We start from the raw sequence: 18930 nt of genomic DNA on the forward strand, positions 1-18930 counted from the left end.
ATTTCTATTTGTATGAGGTTAATGAACGGTTAATGATGGGTTAATGTGAATTAATGGTGGGATAATTATTATGTTTGTTCTAATGAAAAATAACAACTCATTATATGTAGGTGCTTTTACTTTGCTTTTTTCGCTTTTAATAGGGATACATGCATATTATTTTTATAATTCTTATAAATTAAAAGAGAAGGTTATTCTTAATACAGTACATGCTCAACTATCAAACTTAGAAGATGAAGTGCCTTATTTTTTTGAAAATGATACTCTGGATGATGAAATAGCCCTCTTGTTTTCTGATTTTAAAAATAAGAAGATTGATTTCGCTACTGTAACTCGATATTTTCAGAATAAAAATCAAAAATTGAGTCCACTTATAACAAAATATATTGATAGCCTTTTTCAAAAACAAGGCTATCAAATAGCTATAAGAAAGGAAGTGAGGGATTTAATTTCTTTGCCATCAAAAGACACCTTAATTAATACACCCTTAGTGCTCTATCAGACTACTACGCCTATTTCTAAATCTAGAACTATTACCGAAGGTAAATGGACAACTATTAGTTCCAATTCAAAAGCGGACCTACTCGATTATAAAAATCACAAAAGAGATAAGAAGCCTGAGTATCATTTTCAAATAAATAAGCTAACTCATTATGATATTATAGACCTGCCTTTAATTGTTTTAAAAGAATTGATTCCTTTGATGGTTTCTTCTGTATTAATTTTGATATTGGCGTTAGTTCTTTACTATTTGACCTATAAGAATTTAGTTAAACACAGACAAGAATCTATGATTTTGCATGATATTGTAGATAATATTTCACATGAGTTTAAGACTCCTATTGCTACTTTGAAAATCGCAGCAAAAACACTTTATAAAGAAGATTCTTTAGAGGTACTTCCTTTGATTGATAGGCAAATAGATCGTTTAGAAAAGCTTTTAAAGCCTATTCATATTGATGAAGAATTGGATACAGCACTGGATCTTCTTGAAGAGAATGATATCACAAGTCTTTTAAATGATTTTGTCTTTAGTAACAGCAAAATAATATTTAAACAGCAAATCGATATTACGATTCCGATGCCGTTGTATAAGATAGAAGCCCAGACAATAATCGAAAATTTAATTAATAATAGTATTAAATATGGGGCAAATGAAATTGATATTCAGATAAACAGTCGGTTAAATGAGTTAGAGATTATTGTAAGTGATGATGGAATTGGGATGGCAAACAATGAGTTTAAACATGTTTTTAAGAAATTCTATCGCATTCAAAAAAATAATGTTCAAAATACTAAAGGGCTTGGATTAGGGCTTTATCTTGTTCATAAAATCGTTATGAAATACCACGGAACGATCCAACTTAAAAGTAAATTGAATGTAGGTACAACAGTTAAAATTAAAATTCCGTATGAAAATTAATTTACTTTTAATTGAAGATGATGATGACTTTGGATTAATTTTAAAGCAGTATTTAAACTTGTCTGATTTTGAGGTAACTTGGATAATAAATCCTTTAGATGTATTAGGATTAATTCATCAAAATTTTACTTATGACATTATTATTTTAGATGTCATGATGCCTCAATTAGATGGTTTTAGTTTGGCGCAGAAAATTAAAGAAATTCATCCCGATATCCCCATTGTTTTTTTAACGGCCAAAAATCAAAAGATAGATAGACTCACTGGGTTAAAAATCGGTGCAGACGATTATCAAGCAAAACCATGTGATCCAGAAGAATTAATTCTCAGAATACATAATATCCTTAAAAGATATCAGCCTTTACGTGCTTCTAAAACATTATTTATTGGATCTTATTGTTATGATCACCATAACTTGCTTTTAGTACATCCAGAGGAAAAATTTCGTCTTACACAAAGAGAAGCTGACTTGTTGCAGCTTTTACTGCAATACAATCATAGTGTAATTAAAAGAGAAATTATTTTGAAGACTATATGGAATTCGGATGATTATTTTTCAGGTAGAAGTATGGATGTATTTATAAGCCGACTTCGTAAATGTTTTTATCGTGACAAAAGTATACAGATTATTTCGATTCGCGGAATTGGTTTTGAAATAAATTTCCCTCTTTGAGGTTTAATAAGGAGGATTTTCTGTTGAAGTAATGATAATTTTAAATATAAAAAACGCTCCTGTTAAGGGGCGTTTTTTTTTGCAATAATATCTAAGGAGGGAGCTAAGATTTAAAAATTAGCTAAGACTTATTGTGTGTTACTTATTTAATTAAAACTATCTAAGGTAAAGACAGTTTTAATTAAAAATAGTAATGTTGTTATGCTAGGTTTTTTTCTAAATCTGCTTTGTGCTTTCTTAAAACAGCTCTTGTCATCCCTAAATTAGCTTTTGTAGAGTCGGCAACTAGATAAACCATGAATTTATTATTTGGAGAAATGTCAATAATATGAATTTGACTGGTAAGAGTAATCAGGATGTCCTCGATGTCTTGGTTTAAATTCAATGCCTTTACAGCACTTAATTTTGCTTTAACTACTTCAAGATTGTAGGCTGAGGCTAATTCGGGGTCAAATGCTGAGTCGATACTAATATTACCATAGCTTAATCCTGTTTCAATTTCGGTTACAGCTACAGCTATAAAACCATTCACATTTGTTTTCATTTCAGTTAGAAAAACATTTAAGAAGTCGTTGCTCATAATTTTGGGGATTTGTTGATTATTAATTATTTTAAAAGACTGATTTTGCTAAGTTGAGTGGCTAGTTCATCGATATTACGTAAAAACAATCCAAGGTTACTTCCGTCATTAGAGAAAACAATAATACCGTGAGAATTGTTTATTTTGTTCATTACAGCAACACCGTCAGTGGTTTTAAGATATAATTGCTTTAAAGAGCCTTTGTCTAAATCGGTTAGGAATTTGTCACTCATAGATAGAATTGCATCACTCATTGCAGCAACACTGTCGCTGTAATCTAAATGCAAAGAAGTGATTAGTTTTCCTTTTGTACCGGATATTAGTGCTGATGTTGATTTGGTTTGAATTAAAAACTCATTTAGGATGGTAGTGATTTCATTCATAGTGAGGATATTTGGGGAGTTGTTAAAAAATAATTGATTTAGCTAATTTAATCAAAAAAACATATCATTATCATGAATTATCTCGTTAATTTATTTAATAAATAAAAAATAATTGTGTATTATTGTAAGTAAGTATGGGAAATCAATAAAATTTTAATTTAATATAAAACGTTATGGCTAAAGTATTGAAGTTTAGAGATGTTAAGTCGGATGTTGATGGTAGAATGAAAGATTTTGAAAAGATAAGGATTAAGCTGAATGTTGCTCGGTCAAAAAGTACTCAGAGTAATACAGTTACAACTGGAGAATTGAAAAAAGAAACAAAAGGATTGTTTAATTCTATTTCAAGTTTTTTTTCAGAGGGGTCAAAACCAGTTAGGAATAATGGAAGAAATTAATGAAACATTTTGTTACGAAATAATTAACGCTCCTAAGGGGGCGTTTTTTTTGATTTAATTGTTACTTTTGCGCCAATAAAAAATTATAAAATGTCACTACGAAGAGCGTATTTACTTATTTTCATTATTTTAATTATTGATCAGATTTCTAAAATTTACATTAAGACTAATTTTGTCTTAAGTGAAGAGGTAGAAGTTTTTAAATGGTTTAAGATTCTTTTTATTGAAAACGAAGGAATGGCTTGGGGGACAAAAATCCCAGGAGAATATGGAAAATTGATTCTGACTGTGTTTAGGATTTTTGCTGTTTTTGGTATTGGATATTGGCTATATGATTCAGTTAAAAAAGAAAGTTCAACATATTTGATTGTTGCTATTTCTTTGATTTTGGCAGGAGCAGCAGGGAATATTATTGACTCTGTTTTTTATGGTGTGATTTTCGATGATAGTTACAATAATTTAGCAACATTATTTGCTCCAGAACATTATGGAACTTGGTTTCATGGTAAAGTAGTCGATATGTTGTATTTTCCTATTTGGGAAGGGATTCTACCAAGTTGGTTGCCAATATGGGGAGGACAAGAGTTTAAATTTTTTAATGCAATTTTTAATTTTGCCGATATGGCAATTTCTACAGGTGTTGGAATCTTAATTGTTTTTAATAAAAAAGCATTTAACAAACACTAATAAATTTTACTTCATAGAATTTTAGTTTTCTGCAGTCAATAGTTCTTGGGATGTTTTACTTTTGTAGTGTAAAAAAAGTAAAAAATGCAAAGACCCTCTTTCTCTATATATGATGCATCTGCGGGTTCTGGGAAAACGTATACTTTAGTTAAGGAATATCTTAAAATTATTCTTTCGGCACCCAAAAATGATGCATATCGTAATATACTTGCGATTACATTTACCAATAAGGCGGTGCATGAAATGAAAAGCCGTATTGTAGGCAGTTTGTCAGAGTTTGCAAAAAATGAGCCATCTATAAAGGCGATAGATTTGATGCAAGACTTAGCTCGAGAAACAGGGCTTTCAATCATTGAATTAAAAACTAAATCACAAAATATCATTAAGCATATTATTCATAATTATGCAGCTTTTGATATTTCTACAATTGATAAATTCACACATAAAGTTATTCGGGCTTTTGCGCACGATCTTAATTTGCCAATGACTTTTGAGGTAACTCTAGATACCGAAAATTTACTTATTGAGGCAGTTGATGCTATTATTGCACAAGCAGGACAAGATGAAACTTTGACCAAGTTATTGATTGATTTTACGATGGAAAAAACTGACGATGACAAAAGTTGGGATGTTTCTCGTGAAATTCTTGAAACTGGAAGATTGATCTTGAATGAGAACAATCGAAACGAGATTATACATTTTCATGATAAATCAATAGGGGAGTTTGTTGAAATAAAAAAGAAACTTAAGGTTTTGTGTAAAGATCTAGAAGAAGAGAATACAGTATTTGTTACAGAGGCTCTTTTACTAATTGAAAAAAATGGAATTGATTTAAAATCTTTTTCAAGAGGAACATTTCCAAATCACTTGGAAAGCATCCGAGATGGAAAATTCAATCCTAAGAATAAAACATTTCATGAGTTTGATGATATTGCAATAAATAAAACAGCAAAAGACAGGGCTTTAATCGAAAATATTATCCCAGAGTTACTTCAGATTCTGAGTAAGGTTTATAAAAATTTTGAGAAAAGGGATTTTTACAATGCATTTCTTAAAAATATCACGCCACTTTCCTTGTTGAATACAGTGAGTAATGAGTTAGAAAAGATTCAAAAGGAGCAAAATGTTTTGTCTATTTCCGAATTCAATGCTATTATTCATCGCGAAATCCAAAATCAACCAGCACCTTTTATTTATGAACGTCTAGGGGAAAGATATCGTCATTTTTTTATTGATGAGTTTCAGGATACATCCGAGATGCAATGGCAGAATTTAATTCCGCTAATTGATAACGCGCTTTCGGGTCAAGATGATTTTGGAGTAAAAGGTACTTTGATGATAGTGGGGGATCCAAAGCAATCTATCTATCGTTGGAGGGGAGGAAAGGCGGAGCAGTTTATTGAATTGAGTAAGGATTTAAATCCGTTTAATAATCCTGATAAAACAATAACACATTTAGATACTAATTATCGTAGTTATAGCGAGGTTATTGAATTTAATAATGGTTTCTTTAAATTAATCTCGTCAGAGTTTGAGAATGCAGATTATAAGGATTTGTATGAAAATCATAGTTATCAAAAAACAAATGCGAAGAAAGGGGGCTATGTAAATGTCTCGTTTCTTCCAATAATTGATAAAAATGATCAGATTGAGGACGATACGATGTTAGAAAAAACGGATTTGTATGTCTTGGCAACTTTAAATATAATTCAAAAAGTACTACGAGAAGGATTTGAGTATAAAGATATTGTTATTTTGACTCGAAAAAGGAGTCAGGGTATTGCTGTCGCAAATTACTTAACAGAGCAAAATATTCCATTATTGTCTTCTGAGACATTGATGATTCAGAGTGCTACTGAAGTTCGATTGATTGTGCATCTGTTGAAGTATTTGAATAATAATGCTGATTTAGAAGCGAAGGCTAACTTTTTGCATTTTTTAGCTAAGAATACAGCTATTGAAAAGCCAATCCATGATTTTATAGCAGAGGGAATGGCAGAAAGAAATGAAATTGCTTTTGAGAAATGGTTGGAGAAATTTGATGTTTCGCTTTCATTTGAAAGTATTCGAAAAAAATCACTTTATGAGTCAGTTGAGACTATAGTTTCGAAATTCGTACGTCCAGAGTATAATAATGCATACGTACAATATTTTCTTGATATAGTCTTGGAACGGGATATTCGGAACCAAGCTGGTATTTCGGATTTTTTGAGCTACTGGGATAAGAATGCAGAGAAATTTAGTATTCCGTCCCCAGAGGGAAATAATGCAGTTCGTATTATGACTATTCATAAATCGAAAGGATTGGAATTTCCTGTTGTTATTATGCCTTTTGCAGAAGAAGATTATAGTCGAAAACCCAAAGATAAGTTGTGGTTAAATGCAGAGGAGGAAGAGTTTGGTTTACCAAAAGTATTAATAGATAATAGTAGTGCTGTAGCTGGATTTGGAGAGGGCGCGGCAGAGGTTTTTAATTTAAAAAAACAAGAAGAATTACTTGATAATATTAATGTTTTGTATGTTGCGTTAACTCGAGCAGAAGAACAGTTATATGTTATTTCTCAGGAGATAAAGCCTAGAAAGGACGGTGATTTCCCTGATAATATGGCTTCTTTTTTTATAAAATATCTCATTAATATAGGGGTTTATGATGAAGGAAAGTTAGAATATGAATTTGGAAGTTCAGTTAAATTGTCTTCGGGAGATAAGCATGCCTCATTTACAAAAACAATTCCGTTAGTCTCTGAGGTTTTAAATCCTAAGAATATTAAAATTGCTCAACGTGAAGCGTTAATGTGGGGAACACATCAGCAAGAAGCTATATCTTACGGAAATGTAATCCATGAAATATTGGCTTTTGTAAAGTATAAATCTGATATTGATTTGGCTATTGTAAAAGCGTTAGAGGATGGGTTGATTACTTTTGAACAAAAAGATATTGTTTTAAAGACAATTCAGGAAATTGTGAATCATCCTGAAATTAGCATTTGCTTTGAAGGGAATAATAGGGTTCTAAATGAAGAAACGATAATTCAAAAAGAAGGAAAGGTGTTAAAGCCTGATAGAGTGGTTATTACTCCGAACAGAGAGGCGTATCTTTTAGATTATAAAACGGGGCTAAGTAACCCAAAATATAAACAACAAGTAGAAGAATATCAGCTTGCAATTGAAGATATGGGGTTTAAAGTGTTAAAAAAGGCATTGGTGTATATAGGAACCGATATCGATGTAGTAAATTTGTGAAAAAATTAGTCAGTCGTTAAAAAACTGAATTTGGATAACTTGTTAAAATTTAACATATTAAATAAGTAAAAATGTACGGAAAAATTAAAGAGCACTTGCAGAATGAGTTGCAAACTATTGAAGAAAACGGAATTTTTAAGAGAGAAAGAATAATAACTTCTGCTCAGGATGCTGAAATAACGATTTCTACGGGAGAGAAGGTTTTGAATTTTTGTGCAAATAATTATTTAGGATTGTCTTCACATCCAGAAGTTGTTCAGGCAGCAAAAGATGCAATGGATACGCATGGTTTCGGAATGTCATCTGTGCGTTTTATATGTGGTACGCAAGATATACATAAAACATTAGAGAAAAAGATTGCTGATTTTTATGGAACAGAAGATACGATTTTATATGCAGCGGCCTTTGATGCTAATGGGGGTGTTTTTGAACCTTTATTGGGTGAGAATGATGCAATTATTTCAGATAGTTTAAATCATGCTTCTATTATAGATGGTGTTCGCTTATGTAAAGCGGCTCGTTATCGTTATGAGAATAGCAATATGGAGGATTTAGAACAGCAGCTGATCAAAGCGAATGAAGCTGGAGCTCGCTTTAAATTAATTGTTACTGATGGTGTATTCTCTATGGATGGACTTGTAGCTCCGTTAGATAAGATTTGTGACTTAGCAGATAAATATGATGCTATGGTTATGGTCGACGAATGTCATGCTGCTGGATTTATTGGAGCAACAGGAAAAGGAACTCTTGAAGCAAAAGGAGTAATGGGTAGAGTTGATATTATTACAGGAACTCTTGGTAAAGCTTTAGGAGGTGCTATGGGAGGTTATACTACGGCTAAAAAAGAAATCGTAGAATTGTTACGTCAAAGATCAAGACCTTATTTGTTTTCAAATTCATTAGCGCCAGCAATTGTAGGGGCTTCTATTAAAGTATTTGAACTTCTTGAAAAAGACACAGTATTAAGAGATAGATTAGAGTGGAATACTAATTATTTTAAAGAAGGTTTGAAGAAAGCGGGATTTGATATAATAGATGGAGATTCGGCTATTGTTCCAGTTATGCTTTATGATGCAAAATTATCGCAAAATATGGCAAATGAACTTTTAAAAGAAGGGATTTATGTAATTGGTTTCTTCTTTCCTGTAGTTCCAAAGGAAAAAGCAAGGATAAGAGTACAATTATCTGCAGCCCACACAAAGGATCATCTGGACAGAGCTTTAGAGGCATTTGTTAAGGTAGGTAAAATGTTAAAAGTTGTATAATTCCCACTTTTTGCATTTCTTATTGCTTTTTTTTAACATTTCATTTTGTAGTTAAAAATTTACGCATTACTTTTGTCTATAATTAACTAAATTGTAATTAAATAAATTAAGTATGAAACATCTTAACAAACTTTTAGTTGCTGTGATGATGGTGATGGGGTTAAGTTCTCACGCACAAGACAGTAACAATCCATGGGCTATCTCTTTTGGAGTTAATGCCGTTGACACTAAAACAAGTGCTGGTGGAGGAAATAACTGGGCAGATAAGCATTTCTCTCAGCCTTTCGCGGCGAAAGACAACTGGAACGTTCTTCCTTCTGTATCTTACATTAGTGTATCTAGATACGTAGGTAGCAATTTTTCTGTAGGATTACAAGGTTCTGTGAATAAAATTGATAAATACGTTAAATTTGACCCAACTGCACCTGGTCACGATTCTCGTGGTTATGTAGTTTCTAATCCTGGAGATTTGATGTATTATGGTATTGACGCTAATATTAGATATAGCTTCATGTCATTAATTAAATCTAAAGTAATTGACCCTTCGTTACGCGTTGGTGGAGGTTATACTTTCTTTGGAGATAGCAGTTATGGTACTGTTAACCCAGGAGCTGGTTTAACTTTTTGGTTTACTGAAGCAATTGGTTTGTCTTTAGAAACTACTTATAAAAAATCTTTCGGAGATAGAGAAGATAAATTTGGTACTCCAGATGCTCCATCTCATTTCCAACATTCAGCTGGTCTTACTTTCAAATTTGGAGGTAAAGATACTGACGGTGATGGTATCTACGATAAAGATGATGCTTGTCCAGATGTTGCTGGTTTAAAACAATTCAACGGATGTCCTGATACTGACGGTGATGGTATCGTTGATGCAAGTGATGCTTGTCCTACTGAATTTGGTTTAGCTGCTTTAAACGGTTGTCCTGATAGAGACGGTGATGGTGTTGCTGATAAAGATGACGCTTGTCCAGATACATTTGGTTTAGCTGCTTTAAAAGGTTGTCCAGATGCTGACGGTGATGGTATTGCTGATAAAGATGACAAATGTCCTACTGTAGCTGGTCCTAAAGAAAATGGTGGATGCCCTTGGCCAGATGCTGATAAAGATGGTGTTCTTGACAAAGATGACGATTGTCCTACTGTAGCTGGTCCAGCTAGTAACAGAGGTTGTCCAGAAGTAACTACTGCTGTATTAGATGATCTTAAAGTTCAAGCTAGAGCGGTATTCTTTGACACTGGAAAAGCTACTTTCAAAAAAGGAGATGCTACTACTCTTGCTAGATTAGATGCTATCAAAGAAATCCTTAAAGCTTATCCAAATGCTAAATTTAGCATAGAAGGACATACTGATAGTACAGGTTCTGCTAAAATCAACAACAAATTATCTGAAGATAGAGCTAATGCTGTAATGAATGCATTAATCGAAAGAGGTGTAAGCCCAGATAACTTAGTTGCTAAAGGATTTGGTTCATCTCAACCAGTAGCAAGTAACAAAACTGCTAAAGGTAGAGCTGAAAACAGAAGAACTGAAATCAGACACATAGGTTCTAAATACGAAGGTAAATTGTAATTTACTTTTCTAAATAATTTTAAAAAGCCATTCTTAATTGAATGGCTTTTTTTATTTTTATACAATGACAGAGATTTACTTTTTAGATAGCATTGCGAAAGTTATAATTGAAGGATATTCGGGTAAATTGGCAGAGACAACAATTGTCTTACCGAATAAAAGAGCCAAAATTTTTCTTGTTGAGGCTTTAAAAAAACAAATTCATAATACAGTTATTAGTCCGAAGATAATTAGTATAGAAGACTTCATTCAGGATATTGCTTCAGTGCGTTCAATTGATTCAATAGAATTGTTGTTTGAATTTTATGAAGTATACCTATCAATTACAGATAAAAAAAATCAGCAGTCTTTTGAATTGTTTGCCAATTGGGCTAAAACATTGTTGCAAGATTTTAATGAGATTGATAGATACTTATTAGATCCATCACATGTTCTTTCTTATCTTAAGGATATCGAGGATATTAAAAAATGGGGAATTGAGGTCGAAAATAAAACACAATTACTAGAGAATTATATCGATTTCTGGAAGTTACTTCCTAGTTATTATGAATCCTTATATGTCCATTTGTTGAATAAGCAAATTGGCTATCAAGGGTTGATTTATAGAGAAGCAGTAAATAATATAAATCATTTTACAAATTCTGTTCCAAATCAGCATTTTGTTTTTGCTGGATTTAATGCTCTAAATGCTGCGGAAGAAAAAATTATTCAGCATTTAATTGCTTCAGATCAGGCTAAAATATATTGGGATATTGATAAAACATTTTTAAACGATCCGTACCATGATGCGGGGCTGTTTGTAAGACGTTTTAAGCAAGATTGGAAGCATTATAAAGCAAATCCTTTTGAATGGATATTTGATGATTTCTCTCAGTCTAAAAACGTACAAGTTATTGGAACTCCAAAATCAATTGGTCAAGCTAAGATAACAGGGAGTATAATAGAAGAAATTATTACTAATAATCCGGGTTCATCCTTGGATAAGGTTGCTGTAGTATTAGGTGATGAAAATTTATTAGTACCACTTTTGTATGCTTTGCCATCTACAGTTGGAGCTTTAAATATTACGATGGGATATTCAAGTAAGAATAATCCAACTCAAATTTTAATTGCTAAATTGTTTAAGATGCATACTAATGCATTGTCAAGAAATAGTAGTTCTTATGTCTTTTATTACAAAGATGTTTTGGATATCTTGACACATCCTTTAGTTGAGCCTTACGCTAATGTGAACGAGCTGGTAAAAAAGATAAATCAGAATAATTATACTTTTATAGCGCATTCTAAAATTGTTGAACTTAATGAGAGTCATTCAGATTTGTTTTTGTTATTATTTCAAAAGTGGGATTCTGGATCTGTTGCTGTCTTAAATAACATATCAGCACTTTTGCTTGTTATAAAAGAGAATTTGAGTAATGATAGTGAGGAGGATAAAATTGCTAAAACATTTGTCTTTGCTATTTTTAAAGTAATTAATAAGTTGATTAATTATTACTCACAACACCAACATATTGATAAAATAGAGACACTATATGCTATTTATAAGCAAGTGATAGAGGTAGCAGAAGTTTCGTTTGAGGGTGAACCGCTCAACGGGTTGCAGATAATGGGAGTTTTAGAAAGCCGTGTTTTGGATTTTGATACTGTAATTGTGACTTCTATGAATGAAGGTAAATTTCCTGCAGGTAAATCGATGAACTCGTTTATTCCTTACGATGTAAAACGAGAATTAGGCTTGCCTACTTTTAAGGAAAAAGATGCTATTTATACCTTCCATTTCTATCATTTATTGCAACGTGCAAAGAATATTTATTTGCTGTATAATACCGAAAGTGAAGGATTAGATGCAGGAGAAAGAAGTCGTTTTATAACGCAATTAGAGGTTGAAAAGCAGCCACTACATAATTTAACTCATGAAATTTACAATGCAGTTTTACCAGAAAACGCATATGAGCCAATGGTTATTCCGAAATCTGAAGCAGTAATGGTACGTTTGAAAGAAATCGCAACTACTGGATTTTCACCATCGGCTTTAACAAGCTATATTCGAAATCCTATTCAGTTTTATTTTCAAAAAATATTACGAATTCGTGAAGTTGAGGAAGTTGAAGAGAATATTGCCTTAAATACATTGGGAACGATTATCCATGAAACGTTAAAAGCACTATACGAACCTTTTATTGGGAAGTTTATCTCTGAGAATGATATTTTAAATTGTTTTAAGTTGTTGGATAATGAAGTTCTGAAACAGTTTAAGTTGGTTTATAAAGAGGGAGAGATAAAAAAGGGGCGTAATCTTTTGGCTTTTGAAGTGGCTAAACGAAATGTTTCAAATTTCTTGAAAGTTGAACTTGATAGTATTAAAAAGGATGATGCTATTAAAATTTTGGCAATCGAAGAAACTTTTGAAAGAACATTAATGCATCCCAGTTTACCATTTCCTGTTTTAATAAAAGGAAATGTAGATAGGATAGAGGAGCGTAATGGTATCATTAGAATTATTGATTATAAAACCGGTAAAGTAGACAAGGCGAATGTTGTTCTTAAAAATTGGGATGGTCTTGTGACTGATATAAAAAATGATAAAATTATTCAGGTTTTAGCGTATGTTTTTATGTATGAGAATAATGCCAAAGGATTGCCTATTGAAGCAGGAATTATCTCTTTTAAAAATTTAAAATCAGGATTTTTACCCTTTGGATTCAAAGAAGATAAAGATATTAATGCGATTATTACTGACGAGATAATGCGTGACTATTTAGAGCAAATAGTGTTGCTTTTAAATGAAATCCTAAATATTGAAATAGCCTTTGAGGAAAAAATATTGTAATGTTGTTTTAAATTTTATTGAAAAAATCTAACAAAACAGCAGTCAATTCTGTCTCATTTTCGATAGAGCTCATATGCCCATCAGGGAATGTAACCAATGATACATCTGTGTTTTCTATTTGTAAAATAGTTTCTTCATAGTTTAAAACGGGATCCATCTTGCCTAAAATTAATAGCTTCGGAAAAAGATCAGTATGTAAGATGAGTTCTTTGTCTTTTCTTATTTTCATTCCTTCTAATGAAGCTATTATGCCTTGAAGTGGAGTTTTTAAAGCTTCTTCCTTTACTAGTTCTATATTTGTGGCAAGTCTTTCTCGGTTGTTTTCACTAAATAAGTTGCCTATGGCTAAGCCTATAAAAGTTGTATAGTTCTGTTTGACGGCTTTAATGGCTCTGTTTCTGTTTAGCTTTCGTTCAGTACTATCGGGTTTAGATGTAGAATTCAATAAAACCAAACCTTGTACATTTTCAGGATATAATTCAGCGAAAGCTAATGCTATATATCCTCCCATAGAGTGTCCTACAAAAACGGCTTTATTGATCTCAAGATGAGATAAGACTTCTTTAACTACATCAGCATTATCTTCCATTGTATGAACGTAACCTAGGGGTTCCGTTTTTCCGTGACCTAATAAATCAATAGTAACAACACGGTAATTTTTAGAAAATACATCAACATAATGATTCCACATAGTTTTGTTTTCTAAGAAACCATGAAGCAAAACTATTGTAGTGCCTTTTCCTGTGTCGGAATAAGAGATATTGGTGTTTTTGAAGAGGATATTTTTCAATGAGATGAATTTATGTTGTAAAAATAGGAGTTTGTGATAATTAGAAAAGCAAAAACGGTCTACAAATATGTAAACCGTTTATTTTTATTATCGAAATGGACAGTAATATTAAACGTTCATCAAGCTTTCAATTTCATCAGCTTCGATTGGGATGTTGCGCATTAAGTTAAATGGTTCTCCAGTTTCCTGAATTACAACATTGTCTTCAAGACGAATACCAAAGCCTTCAGCAGGGACGTAAATTCCAGGCTCAACAGTAAAAACCATATTGGCTTTCATAGGCTCGTGTAGTAATCCATAATCGTGAGTGTCTAATCCCATATGGTGAGATGTTCCGTGCATGAAATACTTTTTATAAGCTGGCCAATCTGGGTTTTCATTTTGCACATCGGCTTTGTCTATTAGTTTTAAATCTAATAATTCCGATGTCATTATTTTTCCAACTTCTAAATGGTATTGTTTCCAAAGTGTTCCAGGAGTAAGCATCTTTGTAGCTTCATCTTTCACACGCAATACTGCATTGTAAACGGCTTTTTGACGAGCAGTAAATGTACCAGATACAGGAATCGTACGTGACATATCGCTAGAATAATTAGCATATTCGGCTGCTACATCTAGCAAGATTAAATCTCCAGCTTTACATTGTTGGTTGTTTTCGATATAGTGTAATACGTTTGCATTATTTCCAGAAGCAATAATTGGAGTGTAAGCAAAACCTTTTGAACGATTACGGATAAATTCGTGGATAAGTTCCGCTTCAATTTCGTATTCAGTTACATTAGGTTTTACAAAAGGCAATAATCTTCTGAAACCTTTTTCGGTAATGTTACAAGCTTGTTGAATCAAATCGATTTCTTCGCTTTCTTTTACCGAACGGATGCGTTGTAATATAGGGTTGCTTTTTGCAACTTGGTGTGCAGGATATCTTTCTTTCCACCATTTTACAAAACGAGCTTCACGAGTTTCAGTTTCCACCGTTGCGCGATAATGTTCGTTAGTATTAATATACATAGTATCAGAATAAGTCATCATTTCGTTCAGGACTTTTTCAAAATCTTGTAACCAATAAACAGTTTTTATTCCAGAAACTTCAAATGCACGTTGTTTAGTAAGTTTTTCGCCTTCCCAAACAGCAATATGGTCATTCGTTTCTTTTAAAAATAAAATCTCACGTTGATTTTCGTATGGTGCGTCTGGAAAAAGCAATAAGATGCTTTCTTCCTGATCAACCCCACTTAAGTAAAAAATATCTCTATGTTGAGCAAAAGGTAATGTACTATCAGCGCTAACTGGGTAAATATCATTTGAATTAAATACCGCTACACTATTAGGCTTCATTTGTGCCATGAATTTTTCGCGATTTTTTATAAAAAGAGAACTGTTTATTTGATGATATTTCATATTAATTGTGTTTTATACTTTGAATACTCAAAAATACTAATTTTAGAAATACTAAAAAGGGTTGGTTTATTAAAATTTTCTTATTTATTTGAGATTTTTTTCATGCTGATTTATGTAATCTTGTCAATTTCGATGGAGGAGAAATCTCTTTAGGTAGCTCAACAATGATTGGTAATTATGTTTCACGCAGATTTAGCAGATTTTTTTAATCCTAGTAAATTAGAGTTTTAATAATGATGTGTCCCTTCGGGACGGCTTTATCTTTTATTCCGCTATCGCTGCATAAAAGAATATCGCCTCAGATGAAATTTACTGAACTTCAATTAAAATAAAGTAATGTGAAGTAATCCCCCATGCATCAGGTTTCATAAGAATTTTAAGATTGCAAATAGTATTACTTAAAATGTTATTTTAGCAACTTTAGAGGTAAAATGAAAAATGAGATTTAAAAGCGATAGGAAATTTAGAATTTGGATATATACTGTAAGTCATTCTTCTTTGATAATTAGAAATGAAATGCAATACAATGATGTTGGTTTTCCCGTTGAATATAATCCTGCATAATACAATAGACCTTGAATTCTCTTTTGTCGAGTTTATATCACTCCCAGAAAGGTTTAATGTAATTGATCTTAGAAAAGAAAATGATGAATATTTTTTTAATGATAATAAAGAACATTTTGTAATTGCAAGTACTTGTAGAATAGGTATGAGTCAGTTTGATTGTACGGAAGATATAATTAGTAATTTTAGTCTTAAGTATGATCAAATTTTAATGGTTATTTAGAATGATAAATTTATAGAAAGTCAAAATGAATGAATTAGGTTTTAAGTTAATTACAATAAAAGAGGTTAAAATAAAATATCCTTTTCTGATAGAGCGAGAAGGGTTTGATTATTTTGATGAATGGGATGATCAGGATTTTTTTATTGTAGCAAATGGAGATGTAAACTTTGAAGGTAACTTTTATTTAGATCTTTATGAAGATAAAGAGAAAAAATGGCTGGCTAATTTATTGAATCTATCATTAAAAGGAATTGATGCAATAAGAATTGAGGGCGTTTTAATAAATGGAAATTTATCAACAACAGGAACTATTATAAATGCTGAGGGTGATTATGGACCGTATGTTTTTATTACAGGAAACGTTACTTGTCAAAGTATCTTATTAGGAGGTTCGTATGTAGAGATGAAAGGCAATGTTACGGCTCAGGAAGTAGTTATGACCTCTTATAATCATGGTAATTTTAAATGCGAAGGACTAATTGATGCTCCTGTTTTTATAGTCGAAGATCATTATACAATATTTGCGGAGCGTAAAAACAACCTATTTTATTATAATGACAGAGCAGGTGATTTTGATACCGAAAACGAATGTGAATACGATGAAGTTTCAGGAGAAGATATTATCTCGATAGAATTGCGTAAACATTTTGATAACCCATTAATAGAGACTTTTGAAGAATTAAAACGGGAATTAGAATTTGGAGAATTGATTTTAAAACAAAATAATCCTCCTGTTAAAAGTTATGAATATTGGCATAAAAGAGTATTGTCAAATTATAGAGACCTTAAATTGGTTCCGAAACAATTTAAAACCGAGGAGCTTTGTAATCTGGCGTTAAATATTACCTATCATGCTTTGTCATTTATTGATGAGAACTTGATAACTTTTGAATTCTGCGATAAATTAGTTGGCAAAGATGGTTTTGCAATTCAAGTTATTCCAGATGAATTTATGACAAAAGAACTTTGTTTTAAAGCTGCTGAAAAAGGAACGATGTTAAGGTTAATTCCGGAAGATTATTATTCTGAAGAATTGATTTTGTTAGTTTTTAAGAATGGAAAACATCAACCAGATATTAATGATGTTCCTTCGGAGTTTATTACTGAAAGGTTGCTCAAAGAATATGTGAAAATTGGAAAAGGATTATGGCTTGATAAGGCTTGTAAAGAAAATGAAATAGATAAATTATCTGTTTTGAAACAAGTAATCAATTCAGGGATAGAATATTTAGATACTGTTTTCGGTAATCATTGCAGTAAAGAAGTCGTGGATTATGCTGCATCTATTTATAAGAATGAAGAGTATAAAGAAGAATGGAATAGCTATGTCTTAAAATATAAAGTTAAATTTGAACGTCTTGGCTTGAATTATTAATGAGAAATATGAAAGAATTAAATCCATCAATAAAGAACCATTTAATAGTTGGTATTCTAATTAGTTTATGGGTTTTTGTTTTTGCATTTATTATAAAACCTTTTGATGATGGGACTTTAAATTTTAGATCTTGGTTTTTAATAAGTTTAGGCTTTAGTCTGGTAGCGTTTTTGTGTTACACTATTCTTGCTGTCCTTCAGAAAAAGATTTATGAAAAAATAGCAAAGTGGAGTATTGGTTTGGAAATAGCTAGTATTGCCTTTTTTTATTTAATCTATTTGATTGGAATTTATGGATATTATAAAAGCCCGATTTTGAAGGGAGGATATAGTTTTACAGAATTTTTTTCGATAATATTTATTAAAGTTGCTTTGGTTTTGACACCAGTAGTTGTTCTAGCGAGAAGATATTTGATTAAACTTATTCCGATAAAAGATGATTTTTTGATATTTAAGGGAGAAAATAAATTAGATATTCTGAAAATTAAAAAAGCAGATTTAGTTTGTATCTCTAATGCTCAAAATTATGTGGAGATTTTTTATACAGAAAATAATGTGCTCCGTTCAAAATTAATTCGTTCTTCACTCAAAAAAGTTCAACAAGATTTTGATTTTTTAGTCCAGATACATCGTTCACATCTAATAAATCCAATTCATTTTAAGTCTTGGAGAAACCCAAACACTATTATTCTTACTCAAATAGAGCTTCCAGTTGCAAAAAACTATAAAGAAGCTTTATTGTCATTATAATATTCATACCTAAAAGGCTATGTTTTGTACCTAAGTCAATGATGGCGGTATTTGACTAAGTCTCTTGTTTTAGTTTTGTTTTCTCAATTTAAAACTTAATTATGAAAACAAAACATCTTTGTCAGATTGGATTACTATTTTTTCTTATCAGTTATTTATTATTTTCTAAGGTTTTGCCAGATTTTCAAAAACCAGTCGATTTTGCGCATTGGTTTAATTTAATTGGAGCATGTTTGTTATTGTCATTTAATTACATATTCCCTAAAAATAAATTGAATTCTGTAGCTTCAGTAGTAACAGCTTTGGGGGTTATTGCTCACATAGGTCTTTGTACTATTGACTTTATAATGTGGAGTTTTGGGGATAATGATTTTGCTAGAAATGAATTAAGCAAGCATATCAGTAATACACCATCTATTTTTTACCCTTTTATTGTTATTGGTCCATCTTTGCTTTTTGTTGGTTTGGCCATGCATGCGTTTAATTTTATTAGAACAAATACGATGAGTGCTGCAATGGTGGTTCTTGCTGCACCAGCAATAGGTTTCTCTTTTTTTGTATTAAAAGATGGAGTTTGTATGTTGTTGAGTTGTATGGTTTTTGTCTTGGGATTAGGTCTTTTACTTTATAATACTGAAGAAGAAAGGGGATAAATAAAGAATCTGTGTTTTGTTTTCACGCAGATTCTGCAATTTTTTTTTATCAATGAAAATCTGTGTAAGTATTTTTTTTAAAATAGTTTAATGGCAAACGGAGTGCATGCTGAAGATACA

16 protein-coding genes are annotated in these 18930 nt (G+C 31.6%); 12 read left to right on the forward strand and 4 right to left on the reverse strand.

The window, feature by feature from the left end:
* The first annotated feature begins 82 nt into the window (after positions 1–82).
* Together LNQ49_RS13875 and LNQ49_RS13880 are read left to right on the forward strand one after the other, a co-directional pair.
* On the forward strand, positions 83–1423 hold the full coding sequence (locus LNQ49_RS13875) for a sensor histidine kinase (RefSeq protein WP_229989566.1): 1341 nt from the start codon (positions 83–85) through the stop codon (positions 1421–1423).
* Positions 1413–2096 carry a response regulator transcription factor gene (locus LNQ49_RS13880; RefSeq protein WP_229989568.1) on the forward strand — a complete coding sequence of 228 codons (684 nt, stop codon included), beginning with the start codon at positions 1413–1415 and terminating at the stop codon, positions 2094–2096. The genes LNQ49_RS13875 and LNQ49_RS13880 overlap by 11 nt, the downstream gene beginning before the upstream one ends.
* 199 nt (positions 2097–2295) lie before the next feature.
* Here LNQ49_RS13880 and LNQ49_RS13885 read toward each other — a convergent pair whose 3' ends face one another.
* Both LNQ49_RS13885 and LNQ49_RS13890 read right to left on the reverse strand, forming a co-directional pair.
* Positions 2296–2676 (reverse strand): hypothetical protein, encoded by a 381-nt coding sequence (locus LNQ49_RS13885; protein WP_229989570.1) that lies wholly within the window; start codon positions 2674–2676, stop codon positions 2296–2298.
* 26 nt (positions 2677–2702) lie between these two features.
* Positions 2703–3059 carry a roadblock/LC7 domain-containing protein gene (locus LNQ49_RS13890; protein WP_229989573.1) on the reverse strand — a complete coding sequence of 119 codons (357 nt, stop codon included), beginning with the start codon at positions 3057–3059 and terminating at the stop codon, positions 2703–2705.
* A gap of 173 nt (positions 3060–3232) precedes the next feature.
* Between LNQ49_RS13890 and LNQ49_RS13895 the strand changes: the two genes are divergently transcribed.
* The 6 genes from LNQ49_RS13895 (at position 3233) to LNQ49_RS13920 (ending at position 13055) form a co-directional block, all read left to right on the forward strand.
* Entirely contained in the window at positions 3233–3457 is a 225-nt protein-coding gene (locus tag LNQ49_RS13895) for a hypothetical protein (RefSeq protein ID WP_229989574.1), read from the forward strand.
* Positions 3458–3547: 90 nt separating this feature from the next.
* Positions 3548–4144, forward strand: coding sequence for a lipoprotein signal peptidase (locus tag LNQ49_RS13900; RefSeq protein WP_229989576.1), 597 nt, complete (start codon positions 3548–3550; stop codon positions 4142–4144).
* Positions 4145–4228: 84 nt separating this feature from the next.
* Positions 4229–7387, forward strand: a complete 3159-nt coding sequence (locus LNQ49_RS13905; RefSeq protein ID WP_229989578.1) for a UvrD-helicase domain-containing protein — start codon at positions 4229–4231, stop codon at positions 7385–7387.
* Positions 7388–7458: 71 nt separating this feature from the next.
* Positions 7459–8652 (forward strand): glycine C-acetyltransferase, encoded by a 1194-nt coding sequence (kbl, locus tag LNQ49_RS13910; protein WP_229989580.1) that lies wholly within the window; start codon positions 7459–7461, stop codon positions 8650–8652.
* A 112-nt stretch (positions 8653–8764) separates the two neighbouring features.
* On the forward strand, positions 8765–10225 hold the full coding sequence (locus tag LNQ49_RS13915; RefSeq protein ID WP_229989581.1) for an OmpA family protein: 1461 nt from the start codon (positions 8765–8767) through the stop codon (positions 10223–10225).
* A 64-nt stretch (positions 10226–10289) separates the two neighbouring features.
* A complete protein-coding gene (locus LNQ49_RS13920; RefSeq protein ID WP_229989582.1) occupies positions 10290–13055 on the forward strand; it encodes a PD-(D/E)XK nuclease family protein in 2766 nt (921 codons plus the stop codon).
* A 7-nt stretch (positions 13056–13062) separates the two neighbouring features.
* Here the strand turns inward: LNQ49_RS13920 and LNQ49_RS13925 are convergent, their stop codons facing one another.
* Positions 13063–13845 carry an alpha/beta fold hydrolase gene (locus tag LNQ49_RS13925; protein WP_229989583.1) on the reverse strand — a complete coding sequence of 261 codons (783 nt, stop codon included), beginning with the start codon at positions 13843–13845 and terminating at the stop codon, positions 13063–13065.
* A gap of 108 nt (positions 13846–13953) precedes the next feature.
* Positions 13954–15246 carry an aminopeptidase P family protein gene (locus tag LNQ49_RS13930; protein ID WP_229989584.1) on the reverse strand — a complete coding sequence of 431 codons (1293 nt, stop codon included), beginning with the start codon at positions 15244–15246 and terminating at the stop codon, positions 13954–13956.
* Positions 15247–15757: 511 nt separating this feature from the next.
* Between LNQ49_RS13930 and LNQ49_RS13935 the strand changes: the two genes are divergently transcribed.
* The 4 genes from LNQ49_RS13935 to LNQ49_RS13950 all read left to right on the forward strand — a co-directional run bounded on the left by LNQ49_RS13935 (position 15758) and on the right by LNQ49_RS13950 (position 18810).
* Positions 15758–16033: a hypothetical protein gene (locus LNQ49_RS13935; protein WP_229989585.1), complete on the forward strand. Its 276-nt coding sequence runs from the start codon at positions 15758–15760 to the stop codon at positions 16031–16033.
* A 25-nt stretch (positions 16034–16058) separates the two neighbouring features.
* A complete protein-coding gene (locus LNQ49_RS13940) occupies positions 16059–17408 on the forward strand; it encodes a polymer-forming cytoskeletal protein (RefSeq protein ID WP_229989587.1) in 1350 nt (449 codons plus the stop codon).
* An 8-nt stretch (positions 17409–17416) separates the two neighbouring features.
* Positions 17417–18157: a LytTR family DNA-binding domain-containing protein gene (locus LNQ49_RS13945; RefSeq protein WP_229989588.1), complete on the forward strand. Its 741-nt coding sequence runs from the start codon at positions 17417–17419 to the stop codon at positions 18155–18157.
* Between the two features lie 101 nt (positions 18158–18258).
* Positions 18259–18810, forward strand: coding sequence for a hypothetical protein (locus tag LNQ49_RS13950; protein WP_229989589.1), 552 nt, complete (start codon positions 18259–18261; stop codon positions 18808–18810).
* The last annotated feature ends 120 nt before the right edge of the window (positions 18811–18930 follow it).

Source organism: Flavobacterium pisciphilum, assembly GCF_020905345.1.
GTDB classification, from domain to species: domain Bacteria; phylum Bacteroidota; class Bacteroidia; order Flavobacteriales; family Flavobacteriaceae; genus Flavobacterium; species Flavobacterium pisciphilum.